This window comes from Kitasatospora sp. NPDC057015 (assembly GCF_042673745.1).
In the GTDB taxonomy this organism is placed as follows: Bacteria; Actinomycetota; Actinomycetes; order Streptomycetales; family Streptomycetaceae; genus Kitasatospora.
In genome coordinates this window covers 29,365-51,558 of record NZ_JBHUSG010000025.1, presented here as the reverse complement: position 1 = coordinate 51,558, position 22,194 = coordinate 29,365, and the positions used below count along the sequence as shown (strand labels likewise).

Here is a 22,194-nt window from a genome sequence, read left to right as displayed (position 1 = left end):
CGACCCGAAGCGGCAGGCTGATCCCACGTGTCCCACTCCTCCATCGAGGTCAACCGGTCGACGGCGGCCTTCTTCACGCTCATCACCGGCATGCCCTGGCCGGAGGTGCGCGAAGGGGACCTGCGCGACGTGCGGGACGCCTACGAGCGACTGGCCCAGGAGCTGCCGGAGCTGCGGGAGCTGATCGCCAAGGTGGCGGTCGCCTGCCGGCAGCAGTTCGCCGGCGAGTCCGCCGAGGCGTTCGCCCTGCAGATGAAGACCTTCATCGGCGGGACCGGAGGGGACGACTACGTCTCGGCGGCGGCGACCACCGCGAAGAAGCTCGCGGAGTGCGCCAACGACGTGGCCAACGCCGTCGAGTACACCAAGTGGATGGCGATCGCCCAGCTGGTCCAGCTGCTGATCGAGATCACGCTCGCCGTCTTCTGGGCGCCGTTCAGCTTCGGCGCCAGCCTGTCCGGGCTGGCGCTGCGCCGCATCCTCACCAAGGTCGCGCTCCAGGCGCTGATGAAGTTCCTGCTCAAGACGATCTTGATGCACACCTTCGCGGGCGTGGTCGGCGGCCTGCTGATGGACGGGATCATCCAGCACATCCAGATCGGGCAGGGCAACCGCAAGGAGATCGACAAGGAGTACACCAAGCAGGCGGCCCTCTTCGGACTCATCGGCGGTGTCCTCGGCGGCCCGCTGGAACTCCTCGGCATGGGGCTCGGCAAGCTGCTCGGGAAGCTGCTGGGCAAGAGCGGCGGCCGGCTGCTGGCCGACCAACTGAGCAACTACCTGGTCCACGGGGACCTCCAGGGCCTCAAGGGCCTGCTGGCGGCGGCCGCCAAGGCAGCCGAGAAGGAGGGCCTGACCGGCTCGCTGAGCTCGATGAGCAAGAAGGTGCTGGCGGCCTCGGAGAAGGAGCTCGCCACCCTCGCCTTCACCAAGAAGGAGGCCAAGGCCTTCGCGCGGGAGCTCGGCGGGCTGATGGAGTCGGCGACCGAGCACCTCCAGCACGGTTTCGGGAAGACGGGCAAGGGCACGCTCTCCGAGATCTTCGTCGAGGACATGGAGAAGATCTTCGGGAAGCACCTCGGCGAGAGCCTCGGGGGCAAGGAGCTCGCCGGCAGGCTCGGCCGGGAGTTCGGCGAGGCGTTCGTCAACAACTGGGGGGCCAACGCCGCGGAGAGGGCCGGCCTCAAGGACGCGCTCGGGGCGGCCCTCGGCCACGAGGCCGGGGAGAAGCTCTCGTCCCGCCACGTCAAGCTGCTCGCCGAACACCTGCCGGACCTCGCCGAGCACATGCCCACCGGCAACAAGGCCTACCACCTCGGCGTCGCGCTCGGCGGATACCTCAAGGCCGGCGTGCAGAACGTCCTCACCGAGGGCTTCTACAACCTCATCTTCGGCGAGAACCACGAGTTCAGCGTCACGGCGGGGAGCTTCCTGGGCGGCGTGCTGACCGGGGGCATGGGCCACGTGCTGCACCTCGGCGCGCAACCCGTGATGAAGAGGTACGTGACCTGGGTCCAGGCGACCCAGCACCAGGCGGTGGCCGACGGGGCGTCCGAGCACTTCCCGCTCTACCACCCGATCAGCTTCGCCGCGCTGGCCTGCCTCGCCTCCGGCAAGGTGGTGCCGTTCCCGGTGCCCCGGATGGGCCACAGCGGGGCCTACGACCTGGCCAGGCTGCACGGCGGCTCCCTGGAGGACTACGCCGACGCCATCGGCCACGCCTCCGGGCAGCGGATCACCTCCCCGGAGGCCGATCCGGAGGTCGCCGAGTGGATGCAGTCGATGCTGCAGTACGCGGACTTCCTGACGGACGAGCACGCCGTGAACGAGCCGACGGGCCTGGCGAGCCTGCACTTCCTCGGGGACCTGAGCAGCGACGTCCCCGCCCCGCCGGCCACCACCCGGCCGCCGCGCACCTCCGGTACCGACCCCCTGCCGTCGACCACCGCCTCCGAGCCGGCCGGCGGCCCGAACCGGCACACCGCCACCACCGCGGCCGGCGCCCCGCCCGTCCGGGTCCAGTCGCACGACGACCCGTCGACGGCGCCGAAGCAGGAGCCGCCGAAGGCCGGCGTGCCCGACGCACCGACCCCCAGGGCCACCCAGTCCGCCGGCGGACTGCCACCGGTGCAGCGCGGCCGGGCCGACGCGCCCGGCGAGCCGGCGACGCCACAGACCGCCACCGCCACCGCCACCGCGAGCGGCGACCTGGGCCGGCCGGCGCCCGTCCCCACCACCTCCACCGCCCACCAGGGCCCGACCCCGACGCCGCCCGCCGCGCCCCGCCCGCCGGCCGGCGCCGATCCCACCGGGCGCCACCCGGTGCAGGAGCCGCACACCGGGCCCGAGCGGCAGACCGAGAGCATCGCGTCGATCCTCCTGGGCCAGGACACCGGCCGGGACCGCCGCACCCCGAACGGCGAGCCGCCGACCCCGCCCCGCGAACCGGCCGCCACCGCGGGACACGACGGCGGCGACCGGGACGCACCCCTGCCCCCGGACCAGGCGGCGGGGCCGCTCCACCCGGCCGCCGACCAGCTCCCGCCCGCGCCGGACCTCGGAGCCGACCTCCGGACGGACCACCGGTCGGACCTCCGGACGGACGGTGACGCCCCGTCGACCGGCGACGCGGCGCAGCAGCCGTTCGTCCAACCACTGCCCGCCGTGACGGACCCGGCGAACTTCCCCGGCTGGCAGCCGCACCTGGACGCCACCGGCGCGCCGGCCGCGCCGCTGCGCCCCGACCGTACGCCCGGCCCCGACCGTACGCCGGGCCCGGGCCCGGTTCGGGACCCGAACGGGGTCGTGCGGGACTATCAGGGCTGGCGGCTGAACCCGGGCGTGGCCCCGGGGGCGCCGATCACCGCCTTCCCGTCCCGCTGGCACCGGCCGGCGGACGCGCCGGAGCGGGTCTACTACCCGGAGCACTGGAGCGCCGCCGAGACCGAGCGGCGGGTGGGCGAGGCGCTGCGCGACCAGCCGCAGCTGTGGTGGCGGGAGGACGGGCTGCTGGGCGCCGTCGGCGAGGCCGGGGGAGTGCGGATCGAGGCCGTCCTCGACCCGCAGGGCGCCCTGCTCTTCCACCGTCCGGCCCGGCAGCAGCCGGGCCCGGCCGACCACCGGGCCTGGCACGAGGCCGGCGTGGTGGGCCGCGGGGACGCCGTCGACCTCACCGGGCACGGGCCGCTGAGCCTGCGTCGGGTGCGGTTCGACAGCGGGCAGGAGGGCTTCGAGTTCACCGCCCGACTGCATCTGGAGCCGTCCGCCGGCATGACGCGCGACGAGCTGGGGGCGACGGAGCAGCGGCTGCGCACCCTCGCGGCCGAGTACACCGCCAGGCAGCAGCTGGGAGTCGACGACCGGCTGCTCACGCTGCGCCTGGAGTTCGTACCGGAGCCGTCCGCCGACTCCACCACCCTCACCGTCCGGCCCGGCGCGGCGCCGACGCTGCGGGACGCACTGCCCCGCTTCCTGGACATGACGGGCCAGCACGAGCTGGACTTCGTGCTCGGACCGGACATGGACGGCGCCCCGCCGGTGCGGGACGTGCACGTCGGCGAGAGCCTCACGGCCGCGCTGCGGCCGTCGTTCACGGAGTCGGCCTGGGAGAACCCCCGCCGGGGCCTGCCCCCGGAGTGGACCGCCGCCGACGCCCGCCACGCCGCCCACCGGGTGCTGGAGTCGGGGCTCGCCGAGCCGGTGGGCGAGCCGGTCGCCGGCGGCCGGGCCCCCGCCGTCCACCGCGGCGAGTTCGCCGGGGTGCGGCTCAACGTCCGGGTGGAGAGCGGCGTCATCACCGACGTCTGGGGCGAGCCGCACCAGCGGCTGCGCCCGCAGCTGTCCGCCCCGAGGCCCGAGCCGCAGGTGGTGCTCGGCACGCGCGAGATCCGCCCGCCCGCGGACGCCTTCACCCGGAGCGTCGCGGTGCGGTACGTCGAGTCCTTCGACGCCCGCCGGCTGCGCCTGCCGGACGGGGACACCGAGACGGTGCTGACCGTCCGGGTGCACCTCGACACCTCGGGGCTGGACAGCGCGCGGCCGGAGACCGCCCGGGCGCTGGAGGCGCTGCGGCAGCGGGCACGGGACGGGGTCGGGGACGTCTACAACCTCGGCCAGCGGCTGCCCAGCGGTGACCTGCTGCGGGTCGAGGTCGAGTTCGTGGACCGGCCGGCGGACGCCCACCACACCGCCACCGTCCAGGCCACCCCGCGCCGGGAGAACCTGCGCGAGTGGAGCCTGACCACCAGGGCGGACGTGCTCGCCCACGAACTCGGCCACGCGATGGGTCTGCCCGACGAGTACCGCGAGGGGAGCAGCACCCGCCGGGCGCTGTACCCCGAGAGCGGCCTGATGGGGACGGCGTACGTCGACGAGTTCGGCCGCTTCGCGCTGGACGGCGACCACCGCGACTTCGACCACCTCGACATGTCCACCCGCCGGGTGCTGCGGGCACGGAACCTGTGGCAGCTGGGCGGGGTGGTCGACGCCGCCTTCGGCCCGGACCGCGGCCCGGTCGCGGACGGCGACCGCCCGGCCCGGGCCCGGTTCGGCGAGGACGTGCGGCGCGCCGCGCTGTACGGCGGCTCGCACGGGCGCGGTGGTCATCTCTACGCGCCGCCGGGTTCGGAGCGCGAGCGGCCGGAGCGGCTCCCCGGGTCGGAGCACCGCAACGGCACGTTCAGGGTGGTCGGCGGGCCGGCCGACACGGCGTCGACGCGGGTCGGGGCCGTCGCCGGCGACCTGGCCGGGCCGGTGCGCGGCCGGACGATGTTCCCCGAGCACTGGACGGCGGACGACGCCGTCTACGCGGCCGAGCAGGCGTACCACCGGGCCGGCCGCACCGGCGGGGTCACCTCGACCGGGCCGTACTCCCACCACTGGGTCGGCGAGTACGGCGGGGTGCGGATCGAGGGCGAGGTGCGGGCGGGGGAGTTCGTCTCCTTCCGGCCGTCCGAGGAGCAGGGCGACCTGGACACCCCCGTGCACATGCCGTGGCGGTCGACCGGCGGTGAGTTCGACGTGCGGGTCGAGGACCTCGTCCGCTTCGGTGACCGGCAGACCCTCACCGGGGTCCACCACGCGCCGGTCGAGGCCGCGGCGGTCGCGCACGGGCTCAGGCTGGAGGAGACGCCGTGGCGCGTCAACGACAACGGCACCTACCGGGCCGGCGTCTGGTTCCTCGACCCGACGGTCGCCCCCGGGGCCCCGCTGTCGGGCTTCGCCGAGTACTGGCACCGCCGCGCCGACTGGCGGACGCACACCTTCTACCCCGAGGGGTGGACCACCCACGACGTCCTGTCCGCCGTCCGCGAGGCCTATGCGGCCCGGCGTGACCCCCGGCCGCCGGGCCCCGGGGCGGAGCACTGGGTCGGCGAGGCGCGCGGGGTGCGGATCGAGGGGATCACCCGGGACGGGCGCCACCTGGTCCACCGCCCGGCCACCGAGCAGCCGCTCACCCACTGGCGCGAGGACGACGTGGTCGCGCGGTCCGCCGGCCGCCGGGTGGAGTTCGGGGCCGGCGACACCGCGGTGACCGTCCGGCACGCCCGGTTCGCGAGCGGCCAGGAGGGCGTCGAGCTCACCGCCCGGGTGCACCTGGACTTCGAGGCCGGGACGCCGCCCGAGCGGGCCGCGGAGTTCCGGGCCGCCGTGCAGGAGGCCGCCGACGCCCACGTCCGCCGGCAGCGCGCCGCCGGTGATCCGCCGGTCCGGCTGACGATCGAGTTCACCGACGGCGCGGCCGGCGCGCACTCCAGCACCCGGGTCCGGGCGGACGCCCGCACCGACGGCCTCGACCTGCGGACCTTCCTGCCCGAGTTCACCGACCCGGCGGCGCCGCCGCTCTCCGCAGCCGTCCGCCGCCTCGCCGGCGACGCCCCGGCCACGGGGTGGACGGCGCACGGTGGCCCGCGACCCGTGGCGGCGCCGCTGCGCGAGCCCGGCGCGCCCGGGACGGGTGAACGCCCGCCGACCGTCACCCGGTCGGACGGCGACCTGCTGACCTCGGACGCCTTCGCCCCGACCCTGCGGCCCGACGCCGGCCGGGACCTGCCGCCCGAGTGGACCCCCGCGCAGGCCAGGCACGCGGCCCTGCACGGGACGGTGGTCGAGCCCGAGCGGCGGGACCCGGCGAACCCGTCCGTGCTGGTCAGCAGGGTGCGGTTCGGCGGTGTCACGCTGGAGGTCCGGCGGGACTGGGCCGAGTACCAGATCACCGACTTCTCCGGCGTGGACAACCAGGCGGGCTTCCCGCCGCAGCGCTTCCTGCCCGTTCCCGAGCCGGCCGCGGCGCCGTCGGTCGAGCCCCCGCCCGCGGCGCCCGGATCGTCCTCCGCGCCCGCACCCGCCGGGGCCGTCCCGCACGTCGTCGTCCCGCCCGTCGTCGCTCAGGCCGCGCCGGCGCCCGGGTCCCACCTGGTCGAGGGCTTCACGGCTCGGCAGATCCGTTCACCGGAGGACCCCTTCCTGCGGTTGGTGTCGAACAACTACTCGCGCGGTTTCGAGGCGCGGCGGGGCACGCTGCGGGGTGCGGACGGCGCGTCGGCAACCGAGATCGTGGTCCGGATCCACTTCGACACCACCGGCCTGCCCGAGGGCGTCGACCACACGGGCCGGATCGAGCAGCTGAAGGACCGGGCGTACGCGGGCGTCGACGAGGTCTACAACATCGGCCAGCGGCTCCCCGACGGCGACGAACTGCGGGTGCGGATCGAGTTCACCGACACGGCCGGAGCCGCGCACCACACCGTGCGGCTGAACGACGACCCCGAGCACCGCGAGCACTCGCGGGAGTGGAGCCTGGCGACCGAGCCGCGTACGGTGGCGCACGAACTCGGCCACCTGCTGGGCCTGCCGGACGAGTACCGGGAGCGGGAGAAGGGCGCCCGACCCGTGCACGCCGACGGCGGGCTGATGTCCGCCACGTCGCTCGACCACTTCGGCCGCATCGGCGTCGACATGGCGACCGACCTCGTCAGCTCGGGACAGGAGACCACCGTGCTGGCCCCGCGCAACCTGCGGGAGATCGGCGCGTCGATCGACGAGGCGTTCGGCCCCCGGGTGTTCGCGGACGAGCGCGGTCTCCCGTCGCGCGCCGCCTTCCGCGAGGACGTCCGACACCGGGCGCTGTACGGCACGTCGCGCGGGGAGGGCGGCCACCTCTGGCCGCCGCTCGGGTCGGAGCGGGTGCGGCCGGTCGTGGTGGGCGAGCCCGGGGCGAATCTCACCTTCCGGGCCCGCTACGGGGCACAGGGCCCGCTCGCGGCGCTGTCGGCCCCGGATGTCGTCACCCTCCCGCGGGCCGGTGACGTCGCGACCTCGGTGCGCGGCGACGGTACGCGGACGATGTTCCCCGGGCACTGGAACGAGGAGCACGCGGTGTACGCCGCCGAGCAGGCGTACCTGGACGCGCGGCGCCGGAACGCCGTCACCGAAGCGGGGGGCGGGACCAGGCGCTGGGAGGGCGAGTACGCCGGGGTGCGGATCGAGGGCCTGGTCCGCGGGGACCGCTTCCTCTCCTTCCGTCCGGCGGACGACCAGCCGGACGCCGGCCCGCCGGCGCACGCGCCGAGCAGCCTGGTGCAGCCGCTCCGCTTCGGCCAACGGGCCGAGGACGTGGCCCGCTACGGTGACCGGCACACCCTCACCGGTGTGCACCACAGGCTGCCGGACGACGTCGCGTCGCGGCACGGCCTGCTCTTCGGACAGCCCGCGGCGACCTTCCAGAACGGCACCTACCGGGCGCCCGTCTGGTTCCTCGACCCCAAGGTCCAGCGCCACTCGACGATGGGCATCGGCTTCCCGTCCCGCTGGCACCGGCGCGCGGACTCACCGGGCCACATGATGTACCCGGACAGCTGGCGCAGCGCACAACTGACACTCCAGCGGGTGCAGTGGGCCTTCGAGGACCGCGACCGGACGGTGCTGCTGCCCGACGGCCGAACGACCTACTGGGTCGGCGAGGAGGCCGGGGTCCGGATCGAGGGACTGGCCCGCGACGGCCGGATCCTGGTGCACCGCCCCGCCGATGTGCAGCCCCACGACGCCGCCGACTGGCCGGGCCATGACCTGGTCGGCCTGACCCAGACCGGCCGGGTCAGCCTTCACGACCGGCCGCTGACGCTACGTCAGGCCCTGCTGGCCGGAGGAAGGGAGGCCGTCGAGGTCACTGCCCGGCTCCACCTGACGTCCCAGCGCCCGGGCCCGGAGGGCGCGGCGGTCCGGGACCAGTTGCAGCGGGCCGCCGACGGGTACGTCGCGCAGTACCAGCAGCCGGGCAAGCCGCTGATGAAGCTGCGACTCGAATTCGTGGACACATCGGACGACGCCTACGCCAGCGTTCCGATCACCCGCGGGGCCACCCTCGCCGACTACCTGCCGGGGCTCGTCCACCCCGGCCCCGGGTTCCGTGAGCTGATGGCCGGGTTCAAGAGCCTGGCCCCCTCACTGGACGCCGTCCGGGCCGCCGCCCGCCCGGACCACGTGCCCGCCGACCTGCGCGAGCCGGGGCCGCTGCGCCCCGGCGAGCACCTGCCCGCCACGACGCCCAGGGCGATGGACGTCGAGGGCCGGCGGGTCGAGTTCACCGATCCCGCCTGGCAGGAGGCGGGCCGGAGCCTGCCCCGGCAGTGGACCGACGACGAGGCCCGGTACGCCGCTTCCCAGGTCCTCCGGAAGGAGAACGCCGCGCTCGCCGAGCAGGGCCGCCCGCCGATGACGGACGGGGTGGTCTACGGTCACCACGTGTTCGTCCCGGTCAACCTCCGGGTGGAAGGCGGCCGGATCAGGGACTTCTGGGGCGAGCCGGATCTGTCGACGGTGAACGAACGCTCCCAGGCGCTGCCGGAACCGCAACGACGGCTGGCCTCCGCCGAGGTCGGCCCGCCGCAGGGCGCCGGCTCCGGGGACGGGCCGCGCTTCGAGGCCCGCCGGGTCCAGCTGATCGACGGGGACACGGCCACCGTGCTCCGCCTGCGCGTGTTCCTGGACGAGAGCCGGTTGGCCGGCCCGAACGGCACGGACACGGAGGTCTCCGACCGGATCGGCCCCCTGAAGTCCCGACTCATGGCGAGCGCCGACGACTTCTACAACCTCGGTCAGCGGCTGCCCAACGGTGACCAGCTCCGGGTCGTCGTCAACCTCGTCCACCGCGCGGAGGAGGCCCACCACACCGTCGAGCTCGAACCTCGGGGCGACCGCCTGGAGCCGGGGCGCTGGGGCCTCGACGTCTCCCAGCCCGCCGTGGTCCGGGAAGTCGGCCGGCTGCTCGGCTTCCGGGGCGAGGAGCGGTTCGGCCGTCACCTCGTCGACCGGCCCGACCGCACGCCGATCTCCTCGGTCGAGTGGAACTCCGCGCTCCGGCCCCGCGACCTGCGGGACACCGGCGCGGCCCTCGACACGGCCCTCGGCGGGGCCGGTCACGCCCCGCCCGCCGACGGGACGGGACTCCCGTCGCGCGCCGGCTTCGGTGCGGACGTCCGCCGACTCGTCCTGCACGGCGGGCCGGACGGCACCGGCGCCCACCTCGCCCCCGCACCGGGTGAGAACCGACCCGCACCGTCGCCGGTGGGCGAGCCGCACCCCAACGGCACCTTCCGCGCGGTGGACCGGCAGACCGGCGCGAGCGGTCACCACCCCGCGGGCGAGCCCGCCGGGTCGGCCCCCGCCCCTGCGCCGGAGCGGACCGTGTTCCCCCCGCACTGGACCGCGGACGAGGCGGTCTACGCGGCCGAGCAGGCGTATCTGGACGCCCGGCGCAACGGCCGGGTCGACCGGCCGGACGACGACGGGACCCGGCGCTGGGTCGGCGACTACGCCGGCGTCCGCATCGAAGGCGAGCTGCTGAACGGCGAGTTCACGTCCTTCCGGCCGTCGGACGACCAGGCGGGCCTCGACGCGCCCCGGTTCGCACGGCTGCGCCCCGCCCCCGCGGACTTCGGCCACCGGGCCGAGGAACTGGCCGTGTTCGGTGACCGCCGGACGCTCGCCGGGGTCCACCAGGTGCCGCCGCGGGCGCTCGCCCGGGAGCACGGCGTCGTCGTCGACCGGCCCTGGAGGACCAACGAGAACGGCACCTACCGGGCCGCGGTCTGGTTCCTGGACCCGCTCGTCGAGCCCGGATCGGCGGAGGCGGACCTCCCCGGCAGCTGGCACCGGCGCGAGGACTGGCAGGCGCACACCCTCTACCCCGAGGCCTGGACACCGGGACACGTCCTGGACGCGGTGCGCAAGGCGTACGGAGAGTCCGACCCGGACCTGGACCCGGCCACCGGCATCGAGCAGTGGGAGGGCGAGGCGTTCGGGGTCCGCATCGAGGGCCTGACCCGGGACGGCGTGCACCTGGTCCACCGTCCGACCGCCGACCAGCCGCACCGGGAGTGGGGCCCGGACGACGTCGAACGGAGCTCCGAGGTCAAGGCCGTCGAGTTCGGCGACGACGACGAGTGGACGGTGGACGTCCGTCAGGTCTTCTTCCACAGCGGCCAGGTGGGTGCCCATCTCACCGCTCCGGTGCACCTGGACTTCGATCCCGCCCTGTCGGCCGCCGAACGGGCGAGCGTCAGGGAGCGGCTGCAGAAGGCCGCCGACCGCTTCGTCGCCGCCCACCGGGGGCCGGACGACGACATGCTGATCCGGCTGGAACTCAGGTTCACCGACAGCGCGGACGGTGCCCACTCCAGCCACCTGATCCCGGCGGACTCCAGTGTCCCCGGCCTGGACGCCCTGCTCCCCGACCTCGTGGACTACCTGCGGGACGACCTCCCGGAAACGGCGAGGATCTTCGCGGACGAGGCGGCCACCGAGGGCGGTTGGACCGACGGCGCGACCGCTCACCGACCTGCCCCCCTGGACGTGCCGGAGTCGGCCGGGGCCGGCACCCGCCCGCCCACCAGCCGGCGGGTCGAGGCGCTGCCGCCGATCGAGGAACCGGCCGCCGCGCCCGCCGCGCCCGCCGAGCCCGGCGACGGGCAGCCCGGGCCCGTGCCCGTGGCCCATGAGCCCGCGGTCCATGAGCCGGTGGTGCATGAGGAAGGGCAGTTCGCGCCTCCGACGGCGGCCACGCCCCGGCAGCCGGCCGGGGACGGCGGCCCGCTGTACAGCGGCATCGTCGGGTCCGCCGGGTCGGACACCCTGGCGGTCGGGAACCCGGCCGCCGGCGCCGCCGCCGGCCTGCCGCCGGCCCGTACCCTCCGCCCCGCCGGCGGCGTCTGGCACCCCGTGGCGAACCCGGACGGGACCCCGGCCGAACCGGTGCGTCCCAGTACCCGGCCGGCCGGCGGTCACAGCACGGACCACAACGGTGTCGTGCGGGTGCACGACTGGCGACCGGTCGACGGGGTCGCCCCGGGGTCGCCGGAGGCGGCCTTCCCGGAGAACCTGCGCCGGCCCGCGCAGGACCGGGGCAGGGCGACGTACTACCCGCTGGACTGGACGGCGCAGATCGTCGACCAGCGGGTCCAGGAGGCGCTGGCTACCAGGTTCCACACGGAGCGGGTGCCGGCCGACGCCCTGCACTGGGTGGAGGGGGCGACGGGCCGACACCTCCAGCCGGTGGGTACCGGCACCGCGCACCACTTCGTCGGTGAGGCGGGTGGCGTCCGGATCGAGGGCATCGCCCTCAACGGCCGGGTCGTCCTGCACAGTCCGACCCTGGACCAGCCGCACGCGCCGCACGACGGCTGGGCCGGTGAGGAGCACGTGGTGCACGTCGGGGAGGCCCACGTGCCGGTCGACGTGGACTACGGACCGCCGCTGACCGTCCGTCGGGTGCTGTTCGACAGCGGGCAGGAAGGCCTGGAGATCACCGCCGGGTTCGACCTGCAGCACCCCGGAGGCCTCGGGCACCCGGACGCCCGGGCGATGGCGGAGCACCTGCAGGGGCTCGCCGACGCCTACGTCCGGGACGCGGCGCTCGACTCACCCGACGCGCCGCCGGTCCGGATCCTGCTGGAGTTCGACGACACGCAGCCGGGCCGCCCGCGCATCGACATGCGGGAGGACGTCGTGACCAGCTTCGACGAGCTGGCGCCGGAGTTGGCCGCGGAGGTGGAGCAGAGCGGGTTGCAGGGCCTGCTGGACGAGCTCGTCGACGGCATGCCGCCGATGGACCCCGGGGCCCGGCGGTTCGCCGTGGCGGCCTCGTCGCCGCACGACGGCGCCGGGCCGGGCGACGGCTGGGTGCACGGGCAGGCGGAGGACGTCACGGCGTCGTTCGCGCCCGACCTCGCGGCGGACGCCGGCCGGCGGCTGCCGGAGGGCTGGTCGGCCGACCAGCGGCGGTACGCCGCACACCTGGTCCGGACGGACAACGCGGGTACGCCCCTGGCGGAGGCCGTCGGCGGAGTGGCGGCACCGCTGGTCCACCGCGGCGGCTTCGGCGGCCTCCGGATCAACGTCCGGACCGAGAACGGTCTGATCACCGACTTCTGGGGCGAGGCACACCACCGCACCGTCTCCCCCACCGAGGACCTCGGGCGGCCCCTCACCACCGTGGAACCGCCGCAGGGGGCGTTCCTCCGGGGGCTGGAGGCCCGCGAGGCCCAGCGGTTCGAGGTCCACCGGCGCGAGCTGCCGGGCGGGGACCACGAGAGTGTGCTGACGGTGCGCCTGCACCTGGACACCCGCGGCCTCGCACGGTCGGACGGCGGGATCCGGCAGGCGCTGGACGCGCTCAGGGCGCGGATGGCGGAGGGCGTCGACCGGACGTACAACCTCGGTCAGCGGCTGCCCAACGGCGACCTGCTGAGGGTCCGGGCCGACCTCGTCGAGACCCCCGGCCCGCCCGCCCAGACCGTGGTGATCGCTCCCGGGCCCGGGCGCGAGCACCACCAGCAGTGGCACCTGGGCACCGACGCGACGACGCTCGCCCACGAGCTCGGGCACCACCTCGGACTGCCCGACGAGTACACCGAGGCGAGGCCGGGCCGTGGACGCCGCCCCGGCTACCAGGACGGGGGCCTGATGGGCTCCCTGCAGACGGAGTCCGACGGCAGGCACACGATCGGCGCGGACCAGCCCGCCGGGGTGCCGCTGCGCCGCACGACCGACGCCGTCCTGCAGCCGCGCAACCTGCGCCAGCTGGGCGCGGGCATCGACCGGACCCTCGACGGGGTCACCACGGGCTACACGGCCGACGGACTGCCGAGGCGGGCGAAGCTCGACGCCGACGTCATCCGCACCGCGCTGCACGGCGCGGACGGCGCGCGCGGCCGGGGCGGCCACCTGTTCCCGTCGTCGACCGGGGGCGGGGAGCGGCCGCGCACGGTGGCCGGCTCGCTGAACCGCAACGGCACCTTCGAGGTGGCGGGGGAGGCCGTCGAACGGACGGTCCGGACCAGCGCCCTGGCCGGCGACATCGAGGTGCCCCGCTCCGCTCCGACCACGCGGATGATGTTCCCGCGGCACTGGACGACGGAACAGGCCGTGTACGCGGCCGAGCAGGCCCACCACGCCGCCCTGCGGGCGGGCGAACGGCCGTCGGACGGCGGCGCGCCGGGCGACGGCCACCCGCTGACGGCCCGCCGGGAGGAGGGGTACCGGCGCAGCCGGGCGACGGCGGCGAGCAGCGCGCCGGAGCGCGGGGCGGACGCCACGTACCACTGGCTGGGCGAGTACGGCGGCGTGCGGATCGAAGGCGAGGTCCGGGGCGACCGGATCGTCTCGTTCAGGCCGTCCGCCTGGCAGGGCGGCCTGGACGCGGCCGCCCATGTGCCCTACCGTGCCGCCGGCCGGCACACCACGGTCGCCGAACGGTTCCAGCACTACGGGGACCGCCGGGAGCTCACCGGTGTCCACCACCACCGCAACGCCGTCGCCGCCCGGTTCCACGGTGTGCGGGTCGAGCCGCACACACGGTCGGAGACGAACGAGAACGGCACCTACCGGGCCACCGTGTGGTACCTCAGGCCCGGGATCCACCCGGACTCGGTCGAGGCGAGGTTCCCCGGCAGCTGGGAACGCCGGCAGACCGGCGCGGAGGGCCACACCTTCTACCCCGAGCAGTGGACGCGGAACCGGATCGAGACCGCGGTGGAGGAGGCCTACCAGCGCCGTGGGCGCCCGCTGGAACTCCTGCCCGACGGCTCGGAGCGATGGAGCGGCCTCGGTGACGGCGTGCGCATCGAAGGCATCACCACCCGCGACGGCCGCCACCTGGTGCACCGGCCGGCGACCGCACAGCCGCACAGCCGGTGGAGCCGCGACCAGATGTGGCGCACCGAGGGCCTGGCGCTGGACCTCGCCCCCGGGCGGCGCCTGATCGCCCACCACTTCGTCTTCGCCGGCGGACAGACCGGCGTCACGATCGACGTCCCCGTCCACGTGCCCGCGGAGGTCACCCCGCAGGAGCGGAGGCTGCTGCAGAACCGGATCCACGACCACCTCACCGAGCCCGCGGGAGGGCCGCTGGCCCGGGTGCGGTTGGTCTTCGTCGACGACCCCGCGCAGGCCCGCAGCACCGGCGCGAACCCGATGACCGTCCTCCACCAGGCGGAGAACCGGGCCCAGCAGGCGCCGGAACAGCACCGGGACGCCATCCGCAGCGAGGGCCGGCGCAACGCCCTGATCGCCCTGATGCCCGACGTCATGGACCTCACGAGCACCGGCCGCAGCCTGCCCGACATCGTTCGGGACCTCGCCGGGCCGATTCCGCCGACCATCTCCCGGACGACGTACGAACCCCCGCGGACGCAGCCGCTGCGCACACCGGACCCGTCCCGTCCGGCGGTGCGCCCGGAAGCCTCCGGGCTGGTCGACATGGCGGCATCGGCCGCCGAGCGGGTGAGCGACGCCGCCATGCCCGGGCTCGCGGCGGGGGCGGGCCGCGGCATGCCCGAGGGCTGGTCGCAGGCCGACCGCAGGAGCCTGGCCCGCGAAGTCCTGGAGGAGTTCCGGCAGCGGCGTGCACTGGAGGGAGGGACTCTCCCCCGGGTGGGGACCGTCCTGCACGTCTTCCCGACCCATCGGGTGATGGTCCGCTTCGAGGACGGCCGGGTCACCGACTTCTGGGCCGAGCCGAACCCTGCCGCCGGGAACCAGCCGGGCCCCGGGGCGTCCGTCCGCACTCCGTTGCACAGCCCGTTGCAGCCGCAGGACGGGCGCACACCGGTGACCGAACCCCGTAGCGGGACGGACGAACGGGCGTCGGCCGGGAGCGAGGAGGCGCTCCCGGACAACCAGGTGCTCCTGGACGCCGACACCGACGTCGAGTTCGAGCCGGTCGGACCGCGGGTGACGGTGGAGAGCGACGGCCTCTGCCTGCTGCACGCGGTGGCCGTGAGCGCACCCGATCTGGTCACGCGGTGGACGGCGCGGTCCGAAGACCCGATCGAGGGACTGCGGCGTCATGTCGAGGACCACTACCGGCAGTTGGACGCGGCGGCCTTCCCGGCCGAGGTCGTCCGGGCGCTGCGCTGGGAGCAGCTCGGGAATCTGAGCGCGTTGAGCGACCGCGAGCTGCTCGCGCACATCCCGGCCGAGGACCGGAACGCGTTCGCGGGGATGCGCCGCGGGGAACTGGAGCCCATCGTCGCGCAGTTCATCACGGAGGCGGCTCCCACGTCGGTGCTGCCGCACGAGCGCGCGACGCTGCTCCGCACCATCCGGCACTGGCAGGCCGACTGGGAATCGGTGGCGGGAGAGATGCTTCCGCCGGCGCTGGCCCATGCGCTGAACCTCAGGCTCCGGGTGATGAACCACGACGGCGTCCACGACTTCGACGGCTACGGGCCGGCGGACGGGCGACGGGTCGCGGTCTACTACGACGTGGGCCGCCAGCACTACGACGCCAGCGAGCCGATCGAGCCGCACGTGCCGATCGAGCCGTCTGCGCCCGTCGAGCCGTCCGCGCCCGCGGAGCGGACCTCGGGAGGGGAGTCGTCGCAGCAGAACGCCGATTCGTCGGCGGAGCGCAGGCTCGCCGAGGAGCGGGAGGCGGCCCGGAGGCTTGCCGAGGAGCAGGAGGAGACAGCGCGCAGGCTCGCCGAGGAGGAGCAGCTCCCGCCGCAGGTCGGGGCACCCCTGCCGGTCCGTGGGGAGGACGGCCTCAGCCTGCTGGAGTCGGTCGCGAGCAGCGCGCCCGAGATGGTCCGGCGCATCCTGCGCTACGCCCCGGAGCGGGCGCTTCCGGACCGGCCGGCGGCACTCCTGCGGGAGGCGGTCTCGCAGTACGTGCACACCGAGTACCGCGAGTTGCCGAGGGAGATCATGGACCTCGTCGACATCGAACACTGGCGGGAGCTGAACCCGGAACTGCGGCAGGTACTCGTCCGGAACCGGTTGAGGGCGATGGTCGACGACTGGGTGGCCACGGCGAACGGTCCGGGGGCCGCGGTGCTGCCGGCCGTGGTGGCCCATGCGCTCGGCGTCCGGCTCCAGGTGGTGCGGGAGGGTGCGGGCGGGGTGGAGCCGGTCGCGGAGCTCGGGCCCCGGGACGGTGAGGTCGTGTCCGTCTATCACCGCGACGGCAGCCGCTACGACGCCAGTACGCCCATCTCCCGGGAGTCCCGGTCCACCGAGTCGGAGGGGCCGGGGCACGAGGAGTCGGGGCACGAGGAGTCGAGGAACGAGGAGTCGGGGCGGGACGAGTCGGAGGGGTCGGAGAGGCGGGACGAGTCGGACGCGTCGCAGGGCGCCAAGCGCGAGGCGTCGGAGACGTCGGACGAGTCGGAGGCCCACGACTCCGACGGGGAATGGTCGCAGTGGGACGACTCGCGCTCCGAGCGGTCCGAGATGTCGGATCGGGACGAGGCCGACTCCCGCCGGGGCGACCTGTCCTCGGAGAACAGGCCGACGGACCGCGATCTCGACGAGTCGGCCGAGCGGCGGACTCCCGTGCCGAGCGAGATCGTCGAGGAGCCGTTGCCGCTCCCCGAGCCGCCGAAGCCCGCCGTGCCGCAGGGCCCCGCCGAGCGCGGGCGGATCGCCGGGACGGACCTGCTGATCGGCCTCACCGAGAACGAGGGGGAGGTGCGGAAACAGATCGTCGACCTGGTCGAGAGGACCATGGGCGGCGACCGGACGGCCGCCCGGGCCTTCGCCGACGCCTACTTCGGCCCCGGCACGCTGCGCCCGCTGCTCACCGCGCTCTCCCGGGGCGAGGTGTGGGTGGCACCGTTCGACGGCAACGGCTGGAGCGGCGGCATCTCGCTGCGCGGCACGGTCACGGAGTCGACGTACCTGCGGACGCAGAAGATCGAGTTCGAGAACGGCGCGGACCGTTCCGTGATGACCGGGACCCGCGGGGACGTCCGCTGGCAGTACAACATCGGGCTGCAGGCCAAGCACGCGAGCGGGACGGGGGAGCTGGCCGAGCTCGTCGGCTACTTCCACGACCGTGGCCACGGCGAGGTCGGCCTGGACAGCGGTGGCATGGTGGCGCGGTCGAAGACCGCCGAGCCCGCGCGGGTGTACGACTCGAAGATCCGCCTGGAGATCGACTACGGCAACCTGCGGCACGAGGGTGCCCTGGTGCGCACCAGGACGGGGGAGCTCACCGAGTCCGTCGAGGTCGGCGCGACCGTGGCCGTCCCCGAGCGCCCGTCCACGCCGGAGGGGGAGCGGAGGGTCCCCCCGAGGCGCCTGCGGGACGGTCGGGTCGGCGGTCAGGAGATCGTGCTGGACCTCTCGCCCGACGGCGGGCCGCAGGGCCGTCGGCCGATGGAGGTGCTGCTGGAGCCGGTCGAGGCGGCGGCCCGCGAGGCGCTCCGCCGGCACTGGCCGGCGCTGCGTGAGAAGCTGCTGGCCGAGGTCGACTTCGGCCGCCTCCAGCGCGATCTCAAGAGCATGACGGCAGGTGAGCCGGTCACGGTCGCGGTGACCGACCGGCGGGGTCGGGTGGTCGCCTCGGTCGAGATCACGGCCCGGGTCGGGGACCTGCGCCAGGTGGGTACCACCGAAGACACCGAGTTCAACATCGGCACCGTCGTCCAGCAGGTGCGCAGCAGCCTGAGGAACCGCGGCCACGCGGGACAGTTCCCGGTCGTGCCCACCTTCGGGCCCAAGCTGGACGGCGTGCTGGTCGGAGCCGGCGCCACCGGGCGGCTGGGGCGGGAGCACGTCGAGGTCTCGGGCCACAGTCGGGTGTCCCAGCTCACCAGCAAGTCCAAGGTGCCGGGCGTGGTCTACGACGGCACCGTCCGGTTCGACCTGGCCTTCAACGGCGGTGACGTCCGGCACGAGGCCGGCACGGCGGTCGTCCGGCTGCTCGTCGACCGTGCGGACACACAGCCGACGCAGGGGCCCGCGCCGGTGCCCCCGCCCGGCTCCGAGGAGGCCCCCCGATCGTTGACGCACGAGGTCCCCGGCCCCCCTGACACCGTCTGGCACACCGGCGACGGCCCGCGCGGGCTGGGCGAGTCCGTCGTCCTGCGCGACCTGGAGAGCACGGCCCAGCTGCGCACGGAACTGGAGACCAGGGGCAGGGAGCTGTTCAAGGACGGGTGGGACGCGATCCGTGCCGAGGTCATGCACCTGTTCAGCCAGCCGATGCTGGCGTCGCGGTTGACCGCGATGACCCGGGGTGAGCCGCTGGAGTTGAAGCTCCACGGCAAGGACGGCATCGTCGTCACCGCCGTCGCCAGGGTCGAGACCATGACCTACCGGCGGGAGGACGGCAAGGCCGAGCTGAACCCGGTGAACGAGACCGGTGCGTTCAGCGCCGAGCGCCGGCTGCTCGCGCGCACCGCCGCCGCCCAGGGCCAGCTCGGCGCGGTCGCGGGCAGGAACCTGCCGGGCGGCGACGTCCTCGTCAGCGCAAGCGGCCAGCAGCGCGACCGATTCGCCTGGCGCGGCCGCGAGGCCGACCGGGTGTACGCCAACGGCAAGTACGGGGCCGCGCAGGTCGTCTACGGTGCCGAACTGGTGGTGGACGTCCGTCTGGGCAAGGGCCGCGTTCGGCCCGACGTCTCGGCGTCCGTCCACGTCGAGGTGGGCATGGAGTCCCGGGAGACCGCCAAGGTCGAGGTCCCCCGCAGCGCGGACGGATCGGTCGTCTTCAGGCGGCCCGAGGAGGACGGCAACGGGTCGACCGACGGGAGCCACGTCGTGGAGGGGTCGACCGGCAGCTCGTCCCGGGACGCGGACCAGCTCGGCACGTACACCGCGCCGCGCAGGATGACCGAGCAGCACGAGCTGAACGCCTCCTACGTGGTGCACACGCTGAGCGACGCCGACCAGGTGCGCCGCACGATCGTGGAGGCCGTCCGGGCGAAGTACGGCGAGCCGTCCGACGAGGTGAGGCAGCGGATCGGCGAGACCTTCGACCGGGTCGCGCTCAAGACCCAGCTGTCCCGGCTCACCCGGGGCGGGAGGATCACCGAAACCGTCTCCGGCCGGCTCTGGAGCGCCGAGATCACGGTGACGGCGAAGCTGGGCGACGCCACCTACCGCTCCATGACGGGGAAGTACGAGTTCGAGTCCGGCACCCAGGCGTCGAACGGCCAGGGCTACGCCCGGGACCGGCTCAACCGCTACAACGGCGGCGTGCTGGGCAAGTTCAAGTCGAAGTTCGTCGACGTCACGGGCGGCTACAGCTACCGCCTGGACCGCACCTACGGCGATGCCACGGACACCGTCGGGTCGGTCTCGAACCGGGGCAAGCACGTCGAGGCGGCGGTGTTCTTCGACGTGGCCGCGGAGTACGACGTCAACGTCACGTTCAGGCGGCTGAGCGTGCCGGACGGCTCGCCGTTCACCGACACGGTGACGGCCACCGCACGGGTGGCCGTGCCGTTGCGCGACGCCGACCCGGCGGGCACCCCGGCGGTGCGGACCACGGAGAAGCAGCCGGCCGGCTTCCTGGACGTCCGTCGGCTGGACTCCTCGGCGATCGTCACCGACGTCTTCCCGGTCCACCCGGGCGGCCCCGCCGCGGAGGGGAACACCGGCCGGGCGGGTGGCGGCGGCAGGCGCACGCTGGGCGAGTCGATCCTCGACCAGTTCGACGCGAAGCCCTGGCCGAGGCCGGACCGGCAGCCGGTGACGAGGTCGAGGCCCGAAGGGTACTCGTCGAACGGGCCGGACCGGCCGCCGGGCAGCGGCCCGCTGCCGCCGCGGACGCCGGTACCGGAGCGGACGGGGAGCAACCCCTTCCGGAGCGACTGGGAGGGGCTCCGCCGCAAGCTGGTGGACGAGCTCACCCCCGACCGGCTCCAGGCCAGGCTGAAGGCCATGACGGCCGGCGACGAGATCGTCGTGCGGCACGGGCGGACCACCGTGCGCGTCGGCGCCGTGCTCCTCGACCGGATGGACCACCTGGGCGAGTCGGGTACCACCGAGTTCAACGCGGCCACCCAGGTGCAGCGCACCTTCGCCAGTTCCGACGGCGTCACCAACTTCGGCGCCGGCCAGGGGCACAACGTCAGCGTCGCGGTGGCGGGCACCGTCCCGGTGGCAGGGGCCGTCCCCGTGACGGTCGGGCTGGCGGGGAACTTCGGCTGGGGCAAGGACCACCAGGACCTCCTGAGCCGGACCACCGCGGCCGGGGCCGCCACCAAGGCCAAGGTGCCCGGCAGCGCCTTCAGCGGAGAGGCGGAGCTCCGGTTCCAGATCACCCGGCGGCCCCTCCTCGGGGCGTCCGTCCAGATGATGCGCACCGCGAGGATCGGCTTCGAGACCATCGTCGAAGCGGGTGAGACCCGGCCCGTGCCCGAGCCCACCGCGACGCGCGATCCCCGGGCGGTGTCCGAGCAGCTCACCGTCCCCGTTCCGCCGGACCGGGTCTGGACCACCGGGCTGCGCGACACCGACGTCCTGCGCTGGCTCGGCGACGTCGGCGGCGTCCAGGACGTGGTGCGGCTGCGCGGGCGGGAGTACTTCGGTGCAGGGGCCTGGCGCCGGATCGGGAACGCGGTCGAGAACATCACCTCGCACAGTCACCTGTCCGCGCTGTTCGGCACCGCGAGCCAGGGCATGGAGATCGCCTCGGCGTCGCCCGGCCGGTGGCTGCTGGGCGAGGACCGCGGAGTGGAGGTCCGGGTGAAGGTGGTCGAGCTCGAACACCGTTTGACCGACGGCGCGGTGGAGCTGAGCCCGGCCAACGCGACCTCCTTCGGGTCCGTCCTGACCGAACTGTCGGCGAAGCAGGCGGGCCTCCAGGGCCAGGTCGGCGTCAAGCTCTCCGGTGACATCACCAACACCCCGGCGGTCACCGGCGGCGCCCAGCGCCTGTGGCGCGACGGCGGTGTGCTGGGCGACTCCGGCCAGGTGATCGCGAACGGCAAGTTCCCCACCCCGATGGCCCGTTACGCCGGCGCGGCCACCATCGAGGTGACCTTCTTCGACGGGACGCGCCAGTCGGTCACCGAGCGGGGAGCCGTCCCGTTCACGGTCGACATCCCGCTGGCGGAGACGATCGGACGGGACGTGCCGGCCGAGTTCACCCTCGCCTTCACCGACCGGACGAGGAACGGCGACCTGCGGGTCGCCGGCGACGCCAGGCTCGTGGACGACGTCCACGAACTCCTGGAGAGCGGACGGGACGAGCCGCGGGCCCGCGCCGCCCTGACCGCCGCCGAGGGCGAACAGCTGGTGGAAACCGTCCGGTTGGGCCGGCTGGCCTACGACACGGCCTTCACGACCAGGAACGAAGCCGGTCTGGCCCACGTCCGGGCGACCCGGCAGCTGGTCGAATGGGCCGCGGGGGCCGCGACGGACACCGCCACCCTGGTGCTGGACCTGCTCGGACTGCCGGACGGTACGGCGCTGCGGGCGGACGAACTGCGCCGGGTGGTCGACCACATCGAGCGTGAGACGGCCCGGGGAGCGGCCCCCACCCTGGCCGACCTCAGGGCCTGGGCGGCGATTCGCCGACCGGCGGCCACGCCACCACCGCAGTTCAGGTCCCCCCTTCCGCCGGAGCCGTTGCCCCCGGTGGAGCCCGCCGGACCGGCTGAGCCGGCGCCCCCGACGGTGGTGCCCCGGGAGCGGGACGTGGCGCCGGACCTGCCCGACCTGGTCGGTTCGTCCCTGGCGGACGACATCGCCAACGCCCTGAAGGGATAGGGCGGATCCGGCGGAGTGCGTCGGGCGCACGGCCGGATCCGCCGCCGACGCCGGGCGCCGCTCCGCCGGACCGGCCCGACCGATCCGGCGGTTCACCGACGCCCGGTGAACCGCCGGACCCGGCCGGGCCGTAGCTACGGAGTGGGAGCGTCCGCGGCCCGGTCGGGCGGGCGGTCCCGTCGACGGGGCAGCACG

General features: G+C 74.9%; 1 protein-coding gene. It reads left to right on the top strand.

The window, feature by feature from the left end; translation table 11 throughout:
- The first annotated feature begins 27 nt into the window (after window positions 1-27).
- Entirely contained in the window at window positions 28-21,999 is a 21,972-nt protein-coding gene (locus tag ACFTWP_RS22840; protein ID WP_380266507.1) for an EndoU domain-containing protein, read from the top strand.
- The last annotated feature ends 195 nt before the right edge of the window (window positions 22,000-22,194 follow it).